Origin of the sequence: Collinsella sp. AM41-2BH (assembly GCF_003468085.1) — a bacterium.
Lineage (GTDB): Bacteria > Actinomycetota > Coriobacteriia > Coriobacteriales > Coriobacteriaceae > Collinsella.
Genome location: NZ_QSGH01000001.1, coordinates 91500 through 110095, shown reverse-complemented (window position 1 = coordinate 110095; position 18596 = coordinate 91500). Strand labels below are relative to the sequence as shown.

Sequence of the window (18596 nt, the reverse complement as noted above, 5' to 3'; positions counted from 1 at the left end):
CCTTCTGCATCATTTGCTTTATCGGCTCGGCCCTACTCGTGGGTATGCCCTACGTAGTCTTCGTCGATCGTAATCTTGGCAATCGACTTGGGATATTCCGATTCGACCCGTTGTACCAGCGCGTGCTTTACGTCTTCGGCACTCATCTGCAGATCCGAGGGACGCACGCAGTCAAAAATCACGTTGGTGTGCGTGGGGCCCGGCACGCAGCGCAAATCATGAATCGAAAGGCGGCTATCGATCTCTTGAGCCATAGCGTTGATGCGCAAGCGCATGCTCGCCACCTTTGGATCGTCGGTCACGATGGGGTCGTAGTGAAGTGTGACAATCATGCCGTCTTCGTTCCTAAACGACTGCTCGATGTTATCGAGCGTGTCGTGACTTTCCAGCGGGCTTGCCTCGGCTGCCATCTCAGCGTGAGCGCTTGCGAACTTCCTGCCCGGGCCGTAGTCGTGAACCATCAGATCGTGAACGCCCAAAACGCCGGGGTAGCTCATGATCTTGTCTCGAATGTGCTTGACCAGCTTAGGATCGGGCGTCTGGCCCAAAAGCGGGCTCACCGTATCCTGGATGAGTTCAAAACCGCTCCAGCCAATATAGGCGCCAACGGCAAGGCCGACCCATGCGTCAAGATTGATGTGCGTCACCTGTGAAACAATTGCGCACACCAGCACAGCGCCTGTGGCAAGGACATCGTTCTTGGAATCCTGCGCGGTCGCATGCAGCGTCTCGGACTCAATGCGATCGCCGAGCTTTTGGTTGAGGGCCGCCATCCAGAGTTTTACGACCATCGAAAGCACTAGAACCGCCACCAGGGCAAGCGAGAACTCGACAGGCTCGGGGTTGACAATTCGCTCCACCGACGACTTCACCAGCTCAACGCCAATCAGCAGCACGAGCGCCGCCACGACTAGACCCGAGAGGTACTCGTAGCGACCGTGGCCGTAAGGATGCTCGGGGTCGGCGGGCTTACTCGCCAGCTTAAAGCCAAGCACGCTCACGATGTTTGAGCTGGCGTCGGACAGGTTGTTCATGGCGTCTGCCACAATCGAAACCGACCCCGACAGCACGCCAATTGCGCCCTTTGCAGCGCAAAGTGCCACATTGGCGATAATGCACACCACGCCCGCCAACGTGCCCACGCGCGCACGGTCACCCTGTGCGCGCTTAACAATCCACTCGACCATCTACATCCGCCCCCACGGTACTACCTATATATCTATTGCTCAAACGGATTGTAGTGTAGCCACTTTGTCCTCCAGATACAAAAAGGCCGCGCCCACACGGGCCACGGCCTTGGAATGTGACATGCGGGACTGCCCCTTTGTCAATCGATTTATGCGCTTGCCTCGGCCACGCTCTTCGAGGTTTCGGGCGAATCGGCTTCGTCTTCTGCCACCTGCCCCTTCGCCGGCACCACGCCAAAGCAGTAGCTCAGCGCCGCAGACACCGCAAATGCCACACCGCCGGCAACGCAGCACCACACCAGGTTCGAAAAACCACCTGTGGCAAAGCCAATGACCATGAGGACATTCGTCATGCCGATGGTATAGGCCGTAACGTGGCCCACGGCCGCAACAAGGCCTCCGACGGCGCCGCCAATGGCCATGCACGTCAGGCACCTGCCATATTTAAAGCCGCAACCGTACAGCGCCGGCTCGCTTACGCCGCCAAGAACACCCGAGATTGAATAGCCCAGCATGAGCGCCTTCTCGTCCTTATCCGCAACGCGAAGCGACGCGCCAAAAGGCATGCCCCAAACGGCGAACGTCGCCATCGTCGCGGCAATCAGGATGCACGAATCCGTTCCCACACTCATAAACTGCGCGTACGCAAGCGATAGGACAACGTTGCTGATACCCGCGATCTTAAGAAACTCCCAGCCCGCGGCAAGCCCCATGAGCGTGAGCAGCGACACGATGGCACCGGAATTGCCAAGCATAAACATAAGCTGGCCCAACAGCATGCCCAGATAGCTGCCCGCCGGCGCCGTGATACACAACGAAACCGGAACCATGACAAGCATGGTCGCAAACGGAACGAACGAAAACGCCACGGCCTGAGGGATAATGCGCGAAAAGAAACACTCCACTCGCCATAGCACGGGCACCGAGATGAGAACCGGAATAACAGTCGTCGTGTAATCGTTGGCCGGCGCGGGAAGCAGACCATACACGGAAGTCATCGATGCCCCCGTCGTCGATGCGGCATCGACGAACTTAAGCAGATCAGGCGCAATCAATACGCCGCCCAGCATCATGCCCAGCTGCTCCGAGCAACCGAGCTGGCGGGCGGCCGCCCAACCAAGATAAATGGGCAAAAAGTAGTAGCCGGCGTTATAGAGCCAACTGTAGAACAGGCGATAGATTTCGGAATCGGCAGACCACAGGCCCAGCATGCCTTCGCCCATAACGACGGCGGCGGTGCGGAACAACGCCGCGCAAACAATAAACGGCAGCGCCGACATCATGCTTTTGGACAGATAGTCCACCACGGCCATGGCGTTTGATGAAACCGTCGTTGTAAACGAGGTGTTAGAAACTTGTGACATGGAACGCCTTTCCCAATGTGACATGCGGGCTGTCCCTTTGTCACATCGTGCGGTACTGACCGATTGCGCGGTACTTTTCGTAGCGGAGGTTTGTGAGGGTCGCGTCGTCGAGCTGCCCAAGCGTATCGAAGGCATCAAATGCCGAGGACATGACGGCACCGGCGATCTCCTCATGCGACAGGCCCCTATCGTCGACAATGCCGTCGATGATGCCGAGCGCCAACAGATCGGGGGCCGTGAGCTTAAGCGCCTCAGCGGCCTCATTCGCGCGCTCGGTATCCTTCCACAGGATCGACGCACAGGCCTCGGGGCTCACGACCGAATAGGCCGAGCTTGAGAGCATCAGGATGCGGTCGGCCACGGACAGCGCCAGCGCGCCACCAGAGCCGCCCTCGCCTGTCACCACCGAGACAATCGGCGTCTTAAGGCCGCTCATCTCCATGAGATTCTGGGCAATCGCCTCGCCCTGGCCGCGCTCCTCGGCACCGATGCCGCAAAACGCGCCCGAAGTATCAACCAGGCACAGAACCGGCCGACCAAATTTCTCGGCTTGGTGCATCAGGCGACGTGCCTTGCGGTAGCCCTCGGGATGTGCCATACCAAAGTTGCGACGCATGCGCTCTTTGGTCGTGGTACCGCGCTCGATGGCGATAACCGTCACGGGTCGCCCGTCTTTCCAGCCGATGCCGCCCACCACGGCAGCATCGTCGCCAAAGTAGCGGTCGCCGTGCAGCTCTACGAATCCGTCGAGACCCAACGAGATCATCTCGCCTGCCGTGGCGCGGTTCGCCGAGCGAGTCTGTTTGACGATTTCGAGCGCGCTTTTTGGTGCGACCGAGCGCTTAAACAAGTGTCCCAGCTTTTTGTCGCGACGACCCGTATGCACGATCTCATGCGGTGCCCCCAGGCCGGGCGCGTGCCCTTCGTGCAGCGCCAGCAGCTCGCCTACCGTGAGCGCAATCTCACCACGCGGAACAACGGCATCGCAAAAGCCGTGCTCCAGCAAAAACTCGGAACGCTGGAATCCCTTGGGCAGACGCTTGTGCATGTTCTGCTCGATCACGCGCGGGCCGGCAAATGCCGTCAGGGCATCGGGCTCGGCCAGGATAATGTCGCCCTCCATGGCAAAGCTCGCGGTTACACCTCCGGTCGTGGGATCGGTGAGCACCGTGATATACAGGCCGCCCGCCTCGCTGTGGCGCCTAACCGCCGCAGAAATCTTGGCCATCTGCATGAGCGAGGTCACGCCCTCCTGCATGCGGGCGCCGCCCGATACGGTAAAGCCAACGACCGGCAGCCCCAACTCGGCCGCGCGCTCAAAGACACGACAGATCTTCTCGCCCACCACGGAGCCCATTGAGCCCATCATAAAGTTGGCATCCATAAAGAAGAGCGCGGTATCGCAGCCGCAGATTTTGCCCCTGCCGCACACAACGGCATCGCGCTCGCCCGAACGCTCGCTCACGCTCTTAAGCTTGTCGGCATAACCGGGAAACGAGAGGAAGTCCTTCGACGCCAGATTGGCATCCCATTCCTCAAAGGTACCCGCGTCGACCGTCATGCGCATGCGCGCGCGACCGCTCACGCGAAAGTGTTTGCCGCAACGAGGGCAGACCTCGAGGTTGTCGTGCAGGCGCGCCTCATCGATCACACGGCGGCACTCCGGGCATTTGACAAACACGTGGCGCGCGGGGAACTCGGCGCACGACTCGGTTATCGGCCCCTCAAGGACATTGACCGTCTTCGCTTTTCTATTCATCAGCATAGAGATGCCCCATCAGATCGGTGTGATACATGCCCGACAAAAACTCGTCGTTTGCCAGCACGTCGAGCTGAAGCTCGCTATTTTCGCTCACGCCCTCAATCACGAGCTCGCCCAGGGCCGAGCGCATCTTGCGAATGGCACCGTCACGCGTGGGCGCGCACACGATGAGCTTGCCGAGCATGGAGTCGTAGTACGGCGGAACTTTCGCTCCGGTAAACATGGCGGAATCCCAGCGCACGCGCGGACCACCCGGCACACGCAATGCGGTGACCGTTCCACATGACGGTAGAAAGTCCGGCGTTTCGGCATTGATGCGGCACTCCATGGCGTGGTTGCGGACCGGTACGTCCTCCTGCTCAAAGGGCAGAGGCTGGCCGGCAGCCACGCGCAGCTGCCACTTAACCAGGTCGGTATCGGTCACAAACTCCGTAACCGGATGCTCCACCTGCAAGCGCGTGTTCATTTCCATAAAGTAGAAATTGCCGTCATCTGAGTACAAAAACTCGATGGTGCCAGCGCCCTCATAGCCAACGGCACGAGCCAGGTCGCGCGCGGCCTTGTGCATGCGCGCGCGAATATCATCGCGTCCGTCGAGGCACGGCGCGGGGCTCTCCTCGATCAGCTTTTGGTTGCGGCGCTGCACCGAGCACTCGCGCTCGCCGAGCGAAAACACATGGCCCTGCTTATCGGCCATAATCTGTACCTCAACGTGATGCGCCGGCGCAACGAACTTCTCCATGTAGCACTCGCCGTCGCCAAAAACGGCCTCACCCTCGGCACGCGCCTCGATGAACGCCTTTGCCGCATCTTCCACGCGCTCGACCTTGCGAATACCGCGACCGCCGCCGCCCGCGCGCGCCTTAATAAGCACGGGGCAGCCGATGCGCTCGGCCTCGGCCGTTGCTTCCTCGGGGCTTTTGAGCAAATCGCAGCCCGGCACGATGGGCACGCCCGCAGCAGCGGCCGTTCGGCGTGCGGCGTCCTTGTCGCCCATGCTGTCGATCACCTCGGCCGAAGGACCGACAAACGCCAGACCGAACTTGTCGCAGTCGCGCACGAAGCTCGCCTTCTCGGAAAAGAAGCCATAGCCGGGATGAATTGCCTTAGCTCCCGACTTTACGGCACAGGTGAGCACGGCATCGTCGTTGAGGTAGCTCTCGGCAAGACGCGGGCCGCCGATGCAATACGCCTCGTCGGCAAGCTGCACGTGTAGCGCGTCCGCATCGGCCGTGGAATAAACGGCGACGGTCTTGATGCCCATATCGCGGCACGCGCGGATAACACGGACCGCGACTTCGCCGCGGTTGGCGATGAGCACTTTGTCGAACATGGAGCCTTCCTTAACTTTCGTGCATGAGTGCAAAAGACATATCGGCGCGGCAGCAAACCTCACCGTTGACGCTCGCAGTACCCGTCGCAAAGCGGAACGGCCCGCGCGCACGCGTGATGGAGCACACCAGATCCACCGTGTCGCCCGGGCGCACCGGACGCTTAAAGCGCACCTTGTCCAGACTCGTGTAGAACGGCGTCGCGCCGCGCGCCTCCTCATCGCCCATCAGCAGCACGCAGCAGTTCTGGGCGAGCATCTCGCACTGAATCACGCCGGGAACGACCGGGTTTCCCGGAAAATGTCCCTGCAAAAAGTACTCGTCGCCTGTAATCGTGATCTTGCCGTGGGCCTCGTCGCCCACCAGCTCGGCTTCGTCGAGCAAAAGCATCGGCTCGCGATGCGGTAACAGCTTCTTGAGCTCTTCTTTGTTCATGGATATCACCTATCCGATCCTCATGAGGCAGCTGCCAAACTCCACGAGGTCGCCGTCGGCCACGCAGATCTCGAGCACCTCACCGTCTGCCTCGGCCGTCACCTCGTTGAGAACCTTCATGGCCTCGATGATGCAGAGGGTCTCGCCGGCCTTGACCTTGGAGCCCACGCGCACAAACGGCTCGTCGCCCGGCGCAGGGGCAGCATAGAAGACGCCCACCATGGGAGCAGTCACCTCGGTGCCCTTGGGCTCCGGCGCGGCGGCAGGTGTCTGCGTGGCGGGTTCCGGTGCGGCAGGCGCGACTGTGGGAGCTGCAACTTGAGCGGCCATGGCGCTCGGCATAGGCATGGGCACGGCAACCGGCTGCGCCACACTCGCGCGCTCGAGTTCGACCGCGGTGCCATCGGGCTCCTCAACGCGTACGCGCGTGAGGCCGCGGTCCTCCATCACATCGGCTATCTCGGCAAGTCTTTTGGAATCCATGCTCTAGCTCCTCGTATATCTACGCAGCGCGATGGCGGCGTTGTGCCCGCCAAAGCCCAGGTTGGTCGAAAGCGCCCAGGTAAGGTCGGCGCGAACCGCGCGATTGGGCGTGTAATCAAGATCGCAGGCGGGATCGGGCGTGTGGTAGTTAATGGTCGGCGGCACCACGCCCTGCTCGAGTGCCATGGCGCAGGCCATGACCTCAATGGCCCCCGTGGCACCGATCATGTGCCCCGTCATCGACTTGGTCGACGAGACATGTGCGGCGCGCGCCGCGTCCTCGCCGAGCGCCCGCTTAATGCCTGTCGTCTCGGACGAATCGTTGAGCTTGGTCGAGGTGCCGTGGGCGTTGATGTAGAGACCCTCGGAAGGCTTGACGTCGCCCTCGGCTACCGCCAGCGATATCGCACGGGCAATGCCGGCGGCATCGGGGTCGGGGCTCGTAATGTGATAGGCATCATCGGTGTTGCCGTAGCCCACGACCTCGGCATAAATGTGCGCACCGCGCGCCTGCGCATGCTCCATGCTCTCGAGTACCAGCACGCAGGCGCCCTCACCCATCACAAAGCCATCGCGGTCTGCGTCGAACGGGCGGCAGGCCGTCGCGGGATCGGGGTTGGTGGTCAATGCGCGGCAGGACGTAAAGCCTGCAACAGCATCGGGGATAATGGCCGCCTCGGCACCGCCCGCGAGGATCGCGTCGGCATAGCCGTGCTTGATAGCACGGAACGCCTCGCCCACCGCATGGGCCGAGGTCGCGCACGCAGTCACGACTGGCAGGGTCGGTCCCTTTGCCTTGTGACGGATTGCGATATTGCCCGATGCCATGTTGGGGATCATCATCGCGATCATGTAAGGCGATGCGCGGCGGGGCCCACGGTCGGCAATCGTATGGACGTTGTCGACGAGCGTCTGCATGCCGCCCACGCCCGACCCCACGTAAACGCCCAGGCGCTCGCGATCGATGGCGCCTTCGGCATCAAAGCCCGCATCGTGCATGGCCTCGTCCGAAGCCACCAGCGCAAACTGAACGCAGGGATCGAGATGCTTGGCGTCACGCTTGCCAAAGTACTCGTTGCCGTCAAAGCCCTTGACTTCGGCCGCCACCTTGACGGTAAACGCATCGGTATCGAAGTGCGTGATCGGGCCGATGCCACAGGTCCCGGCGCACATGGCCGCCCAGGTGGCAAGCGCGGTGTTGCCGAGCGGCGATACGGCACCGATGCCGGTGATTGCAACTCTCTGTTCCATCATGGTCTCCTCATCCAAGCCGTTCTTCGGCCCTGGTTTCTACATCGCCATTCCGCCGTCGACGCGCACGACCTCGCCCGTAATGTAGGCAGCCGCATCACTCGCTAAAAAGCGCACCACGCCGGCCACTTCCTCGGGACATGCCATGCGCTTAAGGGGAATCTGTTCCTCGGTTGCCGTACGCACCTTCTCCGAGAGCTTTGCCGTCATATCTGTCTCGACAAACCCGGGAGCGACCGCGTTCGCTCGTACGCCACGAGGCGCAAGCTCGCGCGCCACCGCCTTGGTAAGCCCTATCACGCCCGCCTTGGAAGCAGCGTAGTTGGCTTGTCCGGCATTGCCCATCAGGCCCACGACCGAGCTCATGTTGACGACGCAACCGCCGCGCTGGCGCATAAAGGTCTTGGTGAGCGCGCGCGTCATATTGAATGTTCCCTTGAGATTGACATCGAGCACGCGATCGAATGCGTCATCGCCCATGCGCATGAGCAGGCCATCGCGGGTGATGCCGGCGTTGTTGACGAGCGCCCAAATGGAACCAAAGTCGTTGAGGACCGCTTCCACGCACGCGTTGACAGCAGCGGGATCGGCCACGTCGCATTGATATGCGCGTGCCGTGGCGCCAACCGCCTCACAGGCTTCGCACGTCTTGCGCGCCGCATCGACGCTGCCGGCATAGACGACGGCGATATCAAAGCCGTCCTCCGCCAGACCGACAGCGCAGGCGCGGCCGATACCCCGCGAGCCGCCCGTGACCAGTGCCACACGACGTGAGTCGTTGCGCTCGAGCGCGCCGTTGTTCAAGTTGCCCATGTCATTCCTTTCGGGTTACAGCCCTGTGGACTATGCGAGCTCGTCGGCAATAGCTGCGACCTGCTCGGCCGTTTCGCACGAATACACGCGAACGTCGCTCAGCGTACGCTTGGCCAGGCCCGACAGCGTTTTGCCAGGGCCGACCTCAATAAACGTGTCGATGCCCTGATTCTGCAGAGCATGCAGCGTGTCGACCCAACGAACGGCATGACTCACCTGATTGGCCAAGACATCCGATGCCGCTCGCGGGTCCGCCGGATAGGGCGCCGCCGTCATGTTTGCCATGACCGGAATCAGCAGCGGTGACGGCGCGTGGCCGGCTTGGATATACGTCGCCAGCCCCTCAGTCGCCTCGGCCATATAGGGGCTATGAAATGCGCCCGACACCGCGACTTTCATAGCGCGGCCGCCAGCCTCTTTTACTAGGACGTCGAGCTCCTGCAGCGCCTCGGGCGCTCCGGCAACAACCGTCTGCTGCGGACTGTTGTAGTTGACCGGCCAGCAGTCCTCGCCGGCCTGTTTTGCCAGGTTCTCGACTTGCGCCGCATCGAGCTTGATGACGGCGCGCATGCCGCCCGGATGGCGCTCGGCAGCCGCGGCCATCAGCGCCGCGCGCTCGCACACGAGCTCAAAGCCCGCTCGCGTATCGAACGCCCCCGCAAAGGTGAGCGCGGCGACCTCGCCAAGCGAAAAACCCGCACAGGCGGCAGGTACCACGCCGCGCTCACGCAGGGCGACAGCCGCTGCCAGATCGTGAACGAACACGCACGGCTGCGTGTTCTCGGTCTGCGAGAGTTCCTCCTTGGAGGCGCTTCGGCACTGCTCACTGGTCCCCGGGCGCACCTCGTCGACAATGGCGAACACCTCGGCGGCCGCCGGCGATGCCTCGATCAGGTCGACGCCCATCGCGGGGTGCTGGGCGCCCTGGCCGGCAAACAGAAACGCTACGCCACCCATGCGCACGCACCCTTCAGGACGTGCTCGGCGCCATCGACCAGGTCGTCAACGATTTCACGTGCACTTTGGCGCTCGTTGACCATGCCGGCAATCTGTCCACACAAAAACGAGCCCTCTTCGTAATTGCCGTCCTTGGCGGCCTTGCGAAGGGCGCCCGTGCCCATGGCCCCGAGCTCCTCGACGCTTACGCCCGCCGCCTCGCTCTTGGCGTAGGCGTTAGTGAAGGGGCTCTTGAGGGCACGCACCGGGTGTCCCGTCGAGCGGCCGGTCGCACGCGTCGAGGTGTCGTTGGCCTTCAGGACCATCTCCTTGTACTGCTCCGATACGGTGCACTCATCTGCGATCAGAAAGCGCGTACCCACCTGCACGCCGGCGGCGCCCAGCATAAAGGCGGCCGCCACGCCGCGGCCATCGGCGATACCGCCAGCCGCAACCACGGGAATATCGACCGCATCGACAACCTGTGGCACCAGTGCCATCGTCGAGGTCTCGCCAATATGGCCGCCTGATTCGGTACCCTCGGCAACCACGGCAGTGGCTCCACGACGCGCCACGAGACGCGCCAGCGCCACCGAGGCAACGACCGGGATGACCTTGATGCCCGCCTCGTTCCACGCCTTCATGTACTTGGTGGGATTGCCGGCACCCGTCACGACGACCGGCACCCGTTCGTCAATCACGACCCGCGCGACCTCGTCGGCAAACGGGCTCATGAGCATGACGTTGACGCCAAAGGGCTTATCCGTCCTGGCGCGCAGCTCATGAATCTGGTCGCGCAGCCAGTTGGCGTCGGCGTTCATGGCCGCGATAATCCCTAAGCCGCCCGCCTCGGACACTGCGGACGCCAGCGAGGCGTCGGCGATCCAGGCCATACCGCCCTGGAACACGGGCTTTTCGATGCCGATCAGATCGCAGAGAGGAGTCTTGAGCATCTCTACTTCTCCAATGCCGCCTCGACCGTATCGGCGAACTCGCCGACCGTCTTGGGGTTCTCCTCGGTATCGAGCTGGATGCCAAACTCGTCCTCAACGGCGACGAGGATCTCGACGGTGCCCAGACTGTCGAGACCAATCTCCTCGAGCGTGGACTCGGGCTTCATCTCGACGTCGTCAAGACCGGCGGTCTCGCGGATAACATCGCAAACGCGCTCGAAGGTCTTCTGATCTGCCATGGTAGTTCTCCTTTGTTTGTGCCCTAGGGGCGTTTTTATTTCCTATGTGCGACTACTTCCAACGAAGTAGATAGCCACCTATATCCAGACCGGCGCCAAATCCAACGAGGGCGATGGTGTCGCCCGTGTGAAGTGCACCGGCGTTTGCCAGCCGGTCGAGGGCAAGCGGAATGCATGCGCTCGAAATGTTGCCGGTCTCGCGCAGCGTTCGAACCACGCGCTTGTCTGGCACACCGAGGCGCTTGACCGCCTGACTCAGGATTCGTTCGTTAGCCTGATGGAATACAAAATGGTCGATGTCCTCGACCGAAATGCCCGCATCGCTCGCAAGCTTATGGACCGTGTCGCAAATCGCGTTGACGCCGAACTTGAACACGCGGCGGCCATTCATGGACAGCACGCTCTCGCTATCTGCGGAGGCCTTAAACGGCGAGGTGCCGACCAGACCGGGAACGCACAACGTCTCGACGTCGGGCGCCGTCGAAAGCTCAACGGCAAGGGGGCTGTCTCCCCCAGCCTCAATCACCGCGGCGCCTGCCCCATCGCCAAAGAGCACACAGGTGGCGCGGTCGGTCCAGTCGAGCGCGCGCGTCATCTGCTCGGCGGCAACGACAAGCACATGCTTGGCTCGTCCTCGGGCGATATAGCCCTCGGCAACATCGAGCGCAAATACGAAGCCGGCGCAGGCAGCCGAGACATCGAAGGCAGGGCACGTCGCGCCCAGTCGCTCAGCAACGGCACACGCCTCGGCGGGAACAAGGTGGTCACCCGTCGTCGTCGAGCAGACGATCAGATCCAACTGGCTCGCGTCGATTCCGGACACCTGAAGTGCCCGCTCGCTCGCCGCTACGGCAAGGTCGTCAAGTGACTCGGTGGTGCAGACGTGGCGACTCTTAATACCTGTGCGGGTAAAAATCCACTCATCCGAGGTATCGAGGAACTCGGACAGCTCGTCATTGGAAACACTGCGCTTAGGAAGCGCCGAGCCTGTTCCAAGAATCGTGAAACCCATCACTAACCTCCTTTGAGTTGTTGACGTGTTTACATCGACCAAGAGAGGATAGCGCATTTCAGTCGTTGTTAACGTGTTAACATTAAATTGTCCAAATGCGACAAAGGCTTCACATTGTGTCTCTCTCGACACCATTGCGTTATTCACTTATTCATTAAGGAGGTAGCAGCCGTTATGGATGCCAAATTAACGATAGTCGACGTAACCGGATCGACCAACGATGACCTGCTCGAAGCAGGAAAACAGGGAGCGCCGCACGGCACAGGACTTGCCGCCCGGGCTCAGACAGCAGGACGCGGCCGGCGCGGCCACAAGTGGGATTCAACCGCCGGCAACCTATTGCTTTCGATTGTCCTGCGTCCATGCGTTAATCCTGCGAAGTACTCTGGTCTTGCTGCCGTCAGCGGCCTAGCGGTGCTCGAGGCGCTCGAAAAACAGGGTCTTGCAAACGAGATTGGCCTCAAATGGCCCAACGACCTGGTCGCGCGTGGACGCAAACTCGGCGGCATTCTGGTCGAGGCCGCACGCGATAACGAAGGCAAACCTTTCGCCGTCTGTGGCATTGGTGTCAATGTGAACTATGCGCCCCAAGAGGTGCCCGATGGCGGCCTGCCGGCAATCGGTCTCTCGAACCTTAACGAGAACGTTCCAGCTGTCGACATGCTCCTCGATGAGGTCTATCACGCAGTTATAGACGCTATAGATGCCTGGGCAGAACGCCTCAACGCCATGGAAGAAAACACCGGACCGCTCGCGCCCGTCCACGGCGAATATGTCGCTCACCTCAATTGGATTGGAAAGCACGTTATCGCCCGCTCCCCTGCCGGTGACGAGCTGGCGCGAGGCATCTTTAAAACGGTCGATGGCTTTGGTCGTGCGTGCATCGAAACGGAGGACGGCGTGCGATCCTTCCATTTTGAGGAAGCGTCATTGCGCCCCTTGAGTGAGTAGGTCGCCACAGCCAGCCGCTCGGCAGCCTTACCCGGCGATCCAAACCCATCATGCAAAACAAAAGGGCCCCGCTACCGTAACGGCAGCGGGGCCCTTTAAGCTATGAGCGATATCGCTTAGAGCTTGATGTCGATGTCGACGCCAGCGGGGAGGTCGAGACGCATAAGCGAATCAACGGTGCCCGAGGTGGGGTCGAGGATGTCGATGAGGCGCTTGTGGGTGCGCATCTCGAACTGCTCACGGGAGTCCTTGTTCACGTGCGGCGAGCGGATAACCGTGTACAGGTTGCGCTCGGTGGGCAGGGGGACAGGACCGGAAACGCGAGCGCCGGTCTTCTGAGCGGTCTCGACGATGAGCTTCGCGGACTGATCGACGACCTCGTGATCATAGCCCTTGAGGCGAATGCGGATCTTCTGGGTAGCCAACTTAAACCTCCAAAGAGTGCGAGAGATGCTCTCGCGGATTACGTAACAGGGAGCTCGAACTTAGGCGTTCTTGCTCATGACCTCGTCCACGATGGACTTGGGCGCGGGCTCATAAGAGTCGAACTGCATCGTGTAGGATGCACGGCCCTGGGTCTGGGAGCGAAGGTCGGTAGCGTAACCGAACATCTCGCCCAGCGGCACCTTGGCACGGATGAGCTTGCTGTTCTTGCGATCCTCCATGCCCTCGATCTTGCCGCGGCGACCGGAGAGGTTGCCCATAACGTCGCCCATGTACTGCTCGGGGGTCTCGACCTCGACAGCCATGATCGGCTCGAGCAGCTGCGGGTCGGACTTCTTGAGGGCGTCCTTGATAGCCATGGAACCGGCGATCTTAAAGGCGGCCTCGGAGGAGTCGACCTCGTGGTAAGAACCGTCGAACAGGGTGACCTTAACGTCGAGGACCGGGAAGCCGGCGATAACACCGGTGTTCAGGGCCTCCTGGATGCCCTTGTCGATGGACGGGATGTACTCCTTGGGCACGACGCCGCCGACGATAGCGTTGACGAACTCGTAGCCGAAGCCCTCCTCCATCTTCTCGAGCTTGATGACGGCGTGGCCGTACTGACCGCGACCACCGGACTGACGGACGAACTTGCCCTCAGCCTTCTCGACGTCGTGACCAGCGGTCTCGCGGTAGGCAACCTGGGGCTTACCAACGTTAGCGTCAACCTTGAACTCGCGGAGCAGACGGTCGACGATGATCTCGAGGTGCAGCTCGCCCATGCCGGCGATGATGGTCTGGCCGGTCTCGTGGTTGGTGGACACCTGGAAGGTCGGGTCCTCCTCGGCGAGCTTGGTCAGAGCCAGGGACATCTTGTCCTGCTCGGCCTTGGTCTTGGGCTCGATGGCAACGTCGATAACGGGCTTAGCGAACTCGATCTTCTCGAGGACGATCTCCTTGCCCTCGGCGCACAGGGTGTCACCGGTGGTGGAGTTCTTGAATCCGACGCAAGCGACGATGTCGCCGGCGGCAGCGTCGTCACGGTCGATACGCTCGGCGGCGTTCATCTCGAGGATTCGGCCGAGGCGCTCGCGCTGACCGTTGGAAGCGTTGACAACGTAGGAGCCGGACTCGGCGCGGCCGGAGTAAACGCGGACGTAGGTGAGCTTACCGACGAACGGGTCGGTCATGATCTTGAAGACCAGGCCGGAGAAGGGCTCGTCGAAGGAAGGATGACGCTGGATCTCCTCGCCGGTGTCCGGATCGGTACCGGTGACGGCCTCAACGTCGAGCGGGCTGGGCAGGTAGTCGACGACAGCGTCGAGCAGCTCCTGGACGCCCTTGTTCTTGTAGGCGGAGCCCACGAAGACGAGGTTGAGCTCGTTGGCCAGAACGCCCTTACGCAGAGCAGCCTTGAGCTCCTCGACGGTGAAGTCCTCCTCCATAAGGATCTTCTCCATGAGCTCGTCGTCAAAGCTGGCAGCAGCGTCGAGGAGCTCCTCGCGCTTGGTGGCAGCGATGTCGGCGAACTCAGCCGGGATCTCGTCCATCGGCTCGGGGTAGGTCATGCCCTTCTCGTCGGCCTTGAAGTCCCATGCAGTCATGGTGACCAGGTCGATGACGCCCCAGAAGTTGTCCTCGGCGCCCATCGGGACCTGAGCGGCCACGGCGTTAGCGTCGAGACGATCCTTCATGGTCTCGATAGCGTTGAAGAAGTCAGCGCCCACGCGGTCATACTTGTTGATGAAGGCGATGCGGGGAACGTTGAAGGTAGAAGCCTGACGCCAAACGGTCTCAGACTGGGGCTGAACGCCGGCAACGGCGTCGAAGACGGCGACAGCGCCATCGAGGACGCGCAGGCAGCGCTCGACCTCGGCGGTGAAGTCAACGTGGCCCGGGGTGTCGATGATCTGGATGCGGTAGTCCTTGCCGTCCTTGTTCCAGAAGCAGGTGGTAGCAGCGGAGGTAATGGTTACGCCGCGCTCCTGCTCCTGAACCATCCAGTCCATGGTGGCAGCGCCCTCATGGACCTCACCGATCTTGTGGGTCTTACCGGTGTAGTAAAGAATACGCTCGGTCGTGGTGGTCTTACCGGCATCGATGTGGGCCATGATGCCGATGTTACGGGTATCGGAAAGCTTGTACTTAGGCTTAGCCATGTTAGTTCCTTACCTTAACTTACCAACGATAGTGAGAGAACGCGCGGTTGGCCTCGGCCATCTTGAAGACGTCCTCACGCTTCTTGACGGAAGCGCCCAGGCCGTTGGAGGCGTCGAGGATCTCGTTGGCGAGACGCTCGGCCATGGTCTTCTCCTTGCGAGCGCGGGAGAAGTTGACGATCCAGCGGATACCCAGAGCGGTGGAACGACGGGAGTTGACCTCCATCGGGACCTGATAGGTAGCGCCGCCGACACGCTTGGGCTTAACCTCGAGCGTGGGCTTGACGTTGTCCATAGCCTTCTTGAAGGTAGCGAGAGCGTCGCCACCCTCAGACTTCTCGGCAACGATCTCGAAAGCGGTGTAAACGATGCGCTCAGCGGTGGCCTTCTTGCCGTCAAGAAGGACCTTGTTGATGAGCTGAGTCACCAGGCGGTTGTTGTAAACGGCGTCAGGCTGAACCTCACGACGATTAGCTGCTGCACGACGCGGCATGTGAAATCTCCTTAAGTGTCTACCGTGCGGCGCTTAGGCGGCACACGGCGAAAGTATCAAAACGTTATCTGGCTTATTTAGCCTTGGGGCGCTTAGCACCGTACTTGGAACGGGCCTGCATACGGTTCTGGACCGGAGCAGCGTCGTAGGCGCCACGGATGACGTGATAACGGACACCAGGGAGGTCACGGACACGACCGCCGCGGACGAGCACGATGGAGTGCTCCTGCAGGTTGTGGCCCTCACCCGGGATGTAAGCAGTAACTTCGATGCCGTTGACGAGGCGAACACGGGCAACCTTACGAAGAGCCGAGTTCGGCTTCTTGGGGCTCGTGGTGAAGACGCGGGTGCACACGCCGCGCTTCTGGGAGTTGTGCTGCAGAGCAGCGTTCTTGGACTTCTTGGGCACGGAACGACGGCCCTGGCGAACCAGCTGGTTAATAGTAGGCAAAGCGTACTCCTTCTCGAATGATTCCAGCTTTCTGTAAAGTGCAACGGCTTGAATCGAGGGGTCAGCATCCCCCTACGAAACACGCAGTTCGATAGGATACGTGCCGTTAGCTGTGCCGTCAACAGACCACGCCGCCGGGCGTATCCCAAAATTGGCACATTTCCGCAAAGCCTACACAAAAGGAATCCCCTCCTGTGCGCGGGGGCGGATCCCCGGGCCGGGCGGCACAGGGGTTAAGTTTGCTGCTCTACAGTCCTGGCTCGCACGGAGGCCACATTAAGTGGCCTCCGGCTCGTGCGGAACTCGCGACAAACTTAACCCCTGTGCCGCCCGGGCCGGGGATCCGACGTGCTCGTCGGGGCAACGTTACCTGCCAAAAAGGGACAGGTTTATTTTGGTCGGTTTTATCTGGGGAAACGTCGCGCTCCAACGGTGATCTGCTCTCACCTGTCGCATGGAAATCGGCGGCGCTTTCGGAAGTATGCGGCAAATTCTGGACCCGCCGAGCGCACCGGGGTTTTGCGATAATAAACCCGCAGGTAGAGCGCTTGAGCATATACGGTGTGGTCGACCCATCAAGATTTTGCCGCATACTTCAGGAATGCAGGCGAATATCGTGCGGTCTAACCGCCCATTTACCGCAAAGAAGGCCGCTTCCCCTAGTAGAAAGCGGCCCCAAATCTTACGAATAGACGATGGTAAAGGGTTCCGACGTTTCGGCGCCCCCTGTTGAAGTGCAGCGTGTGCCTTCGAGCGTTACTGAAACCACTTGGTCGACATCAATCAACTTCGTTGGCACCCAAATGTTCTCTCCGCTATTGCGTCCCATCGAAACATAGAAATTGTACGCCCCTGCGTCGTCATCTTCGATAATCTGCTCTGACCCATCCTTGTAGGTGACGGTCAGTTTATGATCAACTGCTTCATAGCCCAGATCATCGATGTGCGTCTGGATGGAAAACGGACTGATCTCGAGAGGCGAGTCATCGGAGCGGAGTTCTTTTGTATCGACGTGCGCTCCGACGTTAAACTCTGGCGTCGATACCTCGATCACCTTCGCATCCTCACCTTTGCCCTCCGTCCAACTGATATTCCAGGTGACCGCATGTCGTAAATCTCGATCGCGATTCCAAGATGCAAAGTACATCGTGCCGTTAATGACCGCGTCGCTTGATGTGTCTTTATCAATGGTGCAGCGTGTATCAGCCCATTCCTCGCCGAAGTTCATGCTGGGTGTACTGACGCCCCCTTCTTCTTCACCATAGAGAACAAGTTCGCCAAGCTCTGCCGCCGGCTTGTAGTAGTTAACGCCATTCGGATTGGACAATGTAAACGTCACAGCACCGCAACCGTTCTCGTCGATTGCCATCTCATGAATGTCGAGCGTATAGCCGTTGCCCTCGACGGACAGATTGACCTTCTGGACTGCACCCTCCAGGCTTTGGGGCGCGATACCATCACCAAACTCTCTGGTGTAGGTATATTTCGTCCCCGACGAGCCGCCATTTGTCCAGGTAACGGACTCTCCGTTGCCATGGTTTCCCCAGGCAGAGGCAAAATAACTGGAATTGACAACAGCGTAGGCGACCCCTCCGGTCGCCAGCACTCCGGCAAGACATCCGATTACGGCAACATACAGAGGCTTCGCGTGACCCTTTCGGCGAAGCGGCTCGCCAGCAGCGGCATAAAGAACACGGTCAGCAAGATCGCTATCGGCTTGGACGGACTCGAAGGCCTGCTTGATCTGGTTGGATTTCACGGTCGCCCTCCTCTAGGATGAACTTGAGCTTCGATCTGCCGCGAGCTAAACGCGTTCGAACGGTCGCGGCTGGCACATGCAGTAACTCGGCAATTTCTGAAGTCGAGAAGCCCAGATAGTAATAGAGCACGATAGGAATACGGAATCGCTCCGGAAGTCGCATAACGTCTGACAGGACCGCCTTGGTCTCCTCCTGCGCCGTCGAAAGCGAATCGGCCAGATTCTCAATATCCTCCACGCGCCTCCACGGCTTTCGAAAGAGAGATTTACATTCATTGATCGTGACCCGGATAAGCCATCGACGAAGATGCTCCCAGTTTTCAAATTGCGCGTCGCTTTTGAGCAACTTAAGAAAGACGTCTTGAGCGACATCGTCGGCGTCAGCGCGATCACGCAGATACGTCAAGGCGATTCGGAACACGACATCTCGGTGATCCTCGACCGCCTGTCTAAAAGCTTGTTCTTCCATAATCACCTCCCGGTGACACTGATGGTTCTTGATGGGGCCCTCACCATAGATACGCTTTGACCAAACGGAATGTTTCAAATTCAAGCAGGAAAAACTACCAAAATAAACCTGTCCTTTTTTGC

At 60.4% G+C, this 18596-nt stretch carries 19 protein-coding genes; 1 reads left to right on the top strand and 18 read right to left on the bottom strand.

The features are described 5' to 3' along the window. Positions 1-32: 32 nt before the first annotated feature. The 12 genes from DW899_RS00505 to DW899_RS00450 all read right to left on the bottom strand — a co-directional run bounded on the left by DW899_RS00505 (position 33) and on the right by DW899_RS00450 (position 11766). On the bottom strand, positions 33-1187 hold the full coding sequence (locus tag DW899_RS00505; protein WP_117799715.1) for a cation diffusion facilitator family transporter: 1155 nt from the start codon (positions 1185-1187) through the stop codon (positions 33-35). Between the two features lie 149 nt (positions 1188-1336). Then, the gene (locus tag DW899_RS00500; protein WP_117799714.1) at positions 1337-2551 is read right to left on the bottom strand and encodes a PTS fructose transporter subunit IIB; all 1215 of its coding nucleotides are present in this window, start codon (positions 2549-2551) and stop codon (positions 1337-1339) included. Positions 2552-2591: 40 nt separating this feature from the next. After that, positions 2592-4316 (bottom strand): acetyl-CoA carboxylase, carboxyltransferase subunit beta, encoded by a 1725-nt coding sequence (gene accD, locus DW899_RS00495; protein WP_117655032.1) that lies wholly within the window; start codon positions 4314-4316, stop codon positions 2592-2594. Next, positions 4303-5646, bottom strand: coding sequence for an acetyl/propionyl/methylcrotonyl-CoA carboxylase subunit alpha (locus DW899_RS00490; protein WP_117647602.1), 1344 nt, complete (start codon positions 5644-5646; stop codon positions 4303-4305). Before DW899_RS00490 ends, accD begins: the two co-directional genes overlap by 14 nt. A 10-nt stretch (positions 5647-5656) precedes the next feature. Further along, on the bottom strand, positions 5657-6079 hold the full coding sequence (gene fabZ, locus DW899_RS00485; protein ID WP_099432064.1) for a 3-hydroxyacyl-ACP dehydratase FabZ: 423 nt from the start codon (positions 6077-6079) through the stop codon (positions 5657-5659). Between the two features lie 9 nt (positions 6080-6088). Next, entirely contained in the window at positions 6089-6562 is a 474-nt protein-coding gene (accB, locus tag DW899_RS00480; RefSeq protein WP_117629227.1) for an acetyl-CoA carboxylase biotin carboxyl carrier protein, read from the bottom strand. A 3-nt stretch (positions 6563-6565) separates the two neighbouring features. Then, positions 6566-7813, bottom strand: a complete 1248-nt coding sequence (gene fabF / locus DW899_RS00475; RefSeq protein WP_117563765.1) for a beta-ketoacyl-ACP synthase II — start codon at positions 7811-7813, stop codon at positions 6566-6568. Positions 7814-7852: 39 nt separating this feature from the next. Then, positions 7853-8626 (bottom strand): 3-oxoacyl-[acyl-carrier-protein] reductase, encoded by a 774-nt coding sequence (fabG, locus tag DW899_RS00470; RefSeq protein WP_117799713.1) that lies wholly within the window; start codon positions 8624-8626, stop codon positions 7853-7855. A 30-nt stretch (positions 8627-8656) separates the two neighbouring features. Beyond that, entirely contained in the window at positions 8657-9583 is a 927-nt protein-coding gene (locus tag DW899_RS00465) for an ACP S-malonyltransferase (RefSeq protein WP_117799712.1), read from the bottom strand. Beyond that, entirely contained in the window at positions 9571-10515 is a 945-nt protein-coding gene (gene fabK / locus DW899_RS00460) for an enoyl-[acyl-carrier-protein] reductase FabK (protein WP_117716438.1), read from the bottom strand. Before fabK ends, DW899_RS00465 begins: the two co-directional genes overlap by 13 nt. Positions 10516-10517: 2 nt before the next feature. Beyond that, positions 10518-10754 carry an acyl carrier protein gene (locus DW899_RS00455; protein ID WP_006235019.1) on the bottom strand — a complete coding sequence of 79 codons (237 nt, stop codon included), beginning with the start codon at positions 10752-10754 and terminating at the stop codon, positions 10518-10520. 52 nt (positions 10755-10806) lie between these two features. Beyond that, positions 10807-11766, bottom strand: a complete 960-nt coding sequence (locus DW899_RS00450; protein WP_117646091.1) for a 3-oxoacyl-ACP synthase III family protein — start codon at positions 11764-11766, stop codon at positions 10807-10809. A gap of 174 nt (positions 11767-11940) precedes the next feature. Between DW899_RS00450 and DW899_RS00445 the strand changes: the two genes are divergently transcribed. Next, entirely contained in the window at positions 11941-12717 is a 777-nt protein-coding gene (locus DW899_RS00445; protein WP_117716439.1) for a biotin--[acetyl-CoA-carboxylase] ligase, read from the top strand. 116 nt (positions 12718-12833) lie between these two features. Here the strand turns inward: DW899_RS00445 and rpsJ are convergent, their stop codons facing one another. The 6 genes from rpsJ to DW899_RS00415 form a co-directional block, all read right to left on the bottom strand. Further along, positions 12834-13142 (bottom strand): 30S ribosomal protein S10, encoded by a 309-nt coding sequence (gene rpsJ, locus DW899_RS00440; RefSeq protein WP_022094184.1) that lies wholly within the window; start codon positions 13140-13142, stop codon positions 12834-12836. A gap of 60 nt (positions 13143-13202) precedes the next feature. Continuing rightward, entirely contained in the window at positions 13203-15302 is a 2100-nt protein-coding gene (gene fusA, locus DW899_RS00435) for an elongation factor G (RefSeq protein ID WP_022094183.1), read from the bottom strand. A 19-nt stretch (positions 15303-15321) separates the two neighbouring features. Then, a complete protein-coding gene (gene rpsG, locus DW899_RS00430) occupies positions 15322-15795 on the bottom strand; it encodes a 30S ribosomal protein S7 (protein WP_006235013.1) in 474 nt (157 codons plus the stop codon). Positions 15796-15868: 73 nt separating this feature from the next. Then, entirely contained in the window at positions 15869-16246 is a 378-nt protein-coding gene (gene rpsL / locus DW899_RS00425; RefSeq protein WP_006235012.1) for a 30S ribosomal protein S12, read from the bottom strand. A gap of 682 nt (positions 16247-16928) precedes the next feature. After that, complete coding sequence (locus DW899_RS00420; RefSeq protein WP_117799711.1) at positions 16929-18005, bottom strand: DUF4179 domain-containing protein; 1077 nt, start codon at positions 18003-18005, stop codon at positions 16929-16931. Continuing rightward, a complete protein-coding gene (locus DW899_RS00415; protein ID WP_187364957.1) occupies positions 17956-18474 on the bottom strand; it encodes an RNA polymerase sigma factor in 519 nt (172 codons plus the stop codon). Before DW899_RS00415 ends, DW899_RS00420 begins: the two co-directional genes overlap by 50 nt. Positions 18475-18596 lie beyond the last annotated feature (122 nt).

What these genes read in the sequence shown, in the direction of transcription:
- DW899_RS00465 (WP_117799712.1), bottom strand. Translation starts at nt 9,583, where the DNA reads ATGGGTGGCGTAGCGTTTCTGTTTGCCGGCCAGGGCGCCCAGCACCCC.
- DW899_RS00445 (WP_117716439.1), top strand. Translation starts at nt 11,941, where the DNA reads ATGGATGCCAAATTAACGATAGTCGACGTAACCGGATCGACCAACGAT.
- fabK (WP_117716438.1), bottom strand. Translation starts at nt 10,515, where the DNA reads ATGCTCAAGACTCCTCTCTGCGATCTGATCGGCATCGAAAAGCCCGTG.
- fusA (WP_022094183.1), bottom strand. Translation starts at nt 15,302, where the DNA reads ATGGCTAAGCCTAAGTACAAGCTTTCCGATACCCGTAACATCGGCATC.
- accD (WP_117655032.1), bottom strand. Translation starts at nt 4,316, where the DNA reads ATGCTGATGAATAGAAAAGCGAAGACGGTCAATGTCCTTGAGGGGCCG.
- accB (WP_117629227.1), bottom strand. Translation starts at nt 6,562, where the DNA reads ATGGATTCCAAAAGACTTGCCGAGATAGCCGATGTGATGGAGGACCGC.
- fabF (WP_117563765.1), bottom strand. Translation starts at nt 7,813, where the DNA reads ATGGAACAGAGAGTTGCAATCACCGGCATCGGTGCCGTATCGCCGCTC.
- DW899_RS00490 (WP_117647602.1), bottom strand. Translation starts at nt 5,646, where the DNA reads ATGTTCGACAAAGTGCTCATCGCCAACCGCGGCGAAGTCGCGGTCCGT.
- DW899_RS00455 (WP_006235019.1), bottom strand. Translation starts at nt 10,754, where the DNA reads ATGGCAGATCAGAAGACCTTCGAGCGCGTTTGCGATGTTATCCGCGAG.
- DW899_RS00415 (WP_187364957.1), bottom strand. Translation starts at nt 18,474, where the DNA reads ATGGAAGAACAAGCTTTTAGACAGGCGGTCGAGGATCACCGAGATGTC.
- fabZ (WP_099432064.1), bottom strand. Translation starts at nt 6,079, where the DNA reads ATGAACAAAGAAGAGCTCAAGAAGCTGTTACCGCATCGCGAGCCGATG.
- DW899_RS00450 (WP_117646091.1), bottom strand. Translation starts at nt 11,766, where the DNA reads ATGGGTTTCACGATTCTTGGAACAGGCTCGGCGCTTCCTAAGCGCAGT.
- fabG (WP_117799713.1), bottom strand. Translation starts at nt 8,626, where the DNA reads ATGGGCAACTTGAACAACGGCGCGCTCGAGCGCAACGACTCACGTCGT.
- DW899_RS00500 (WP_117799714.1), bottom strand. Translation starts at nt 2,551, where the DNA reads ATGTCACAAGTTTCTAACACCTCGTTTACAACGACGGTTTCATCAAAC.
- DW899_RS00505 (WP_117799715.1), bottom strand. Translation starts at nt 1,187, where the DNA reads ATGGTCGAGTGGATTGTTAAGCGCGCACAGGGTGACCGTGCGCGCGTG.
- rpsG (WP_006235013.1), bottom strand. Translation starts at nt 15,795, where the DNA reads ATGCCGCGTCGTGCAGCAGCTAATCGTCGTGAGGTTCAGCCTGACGCC.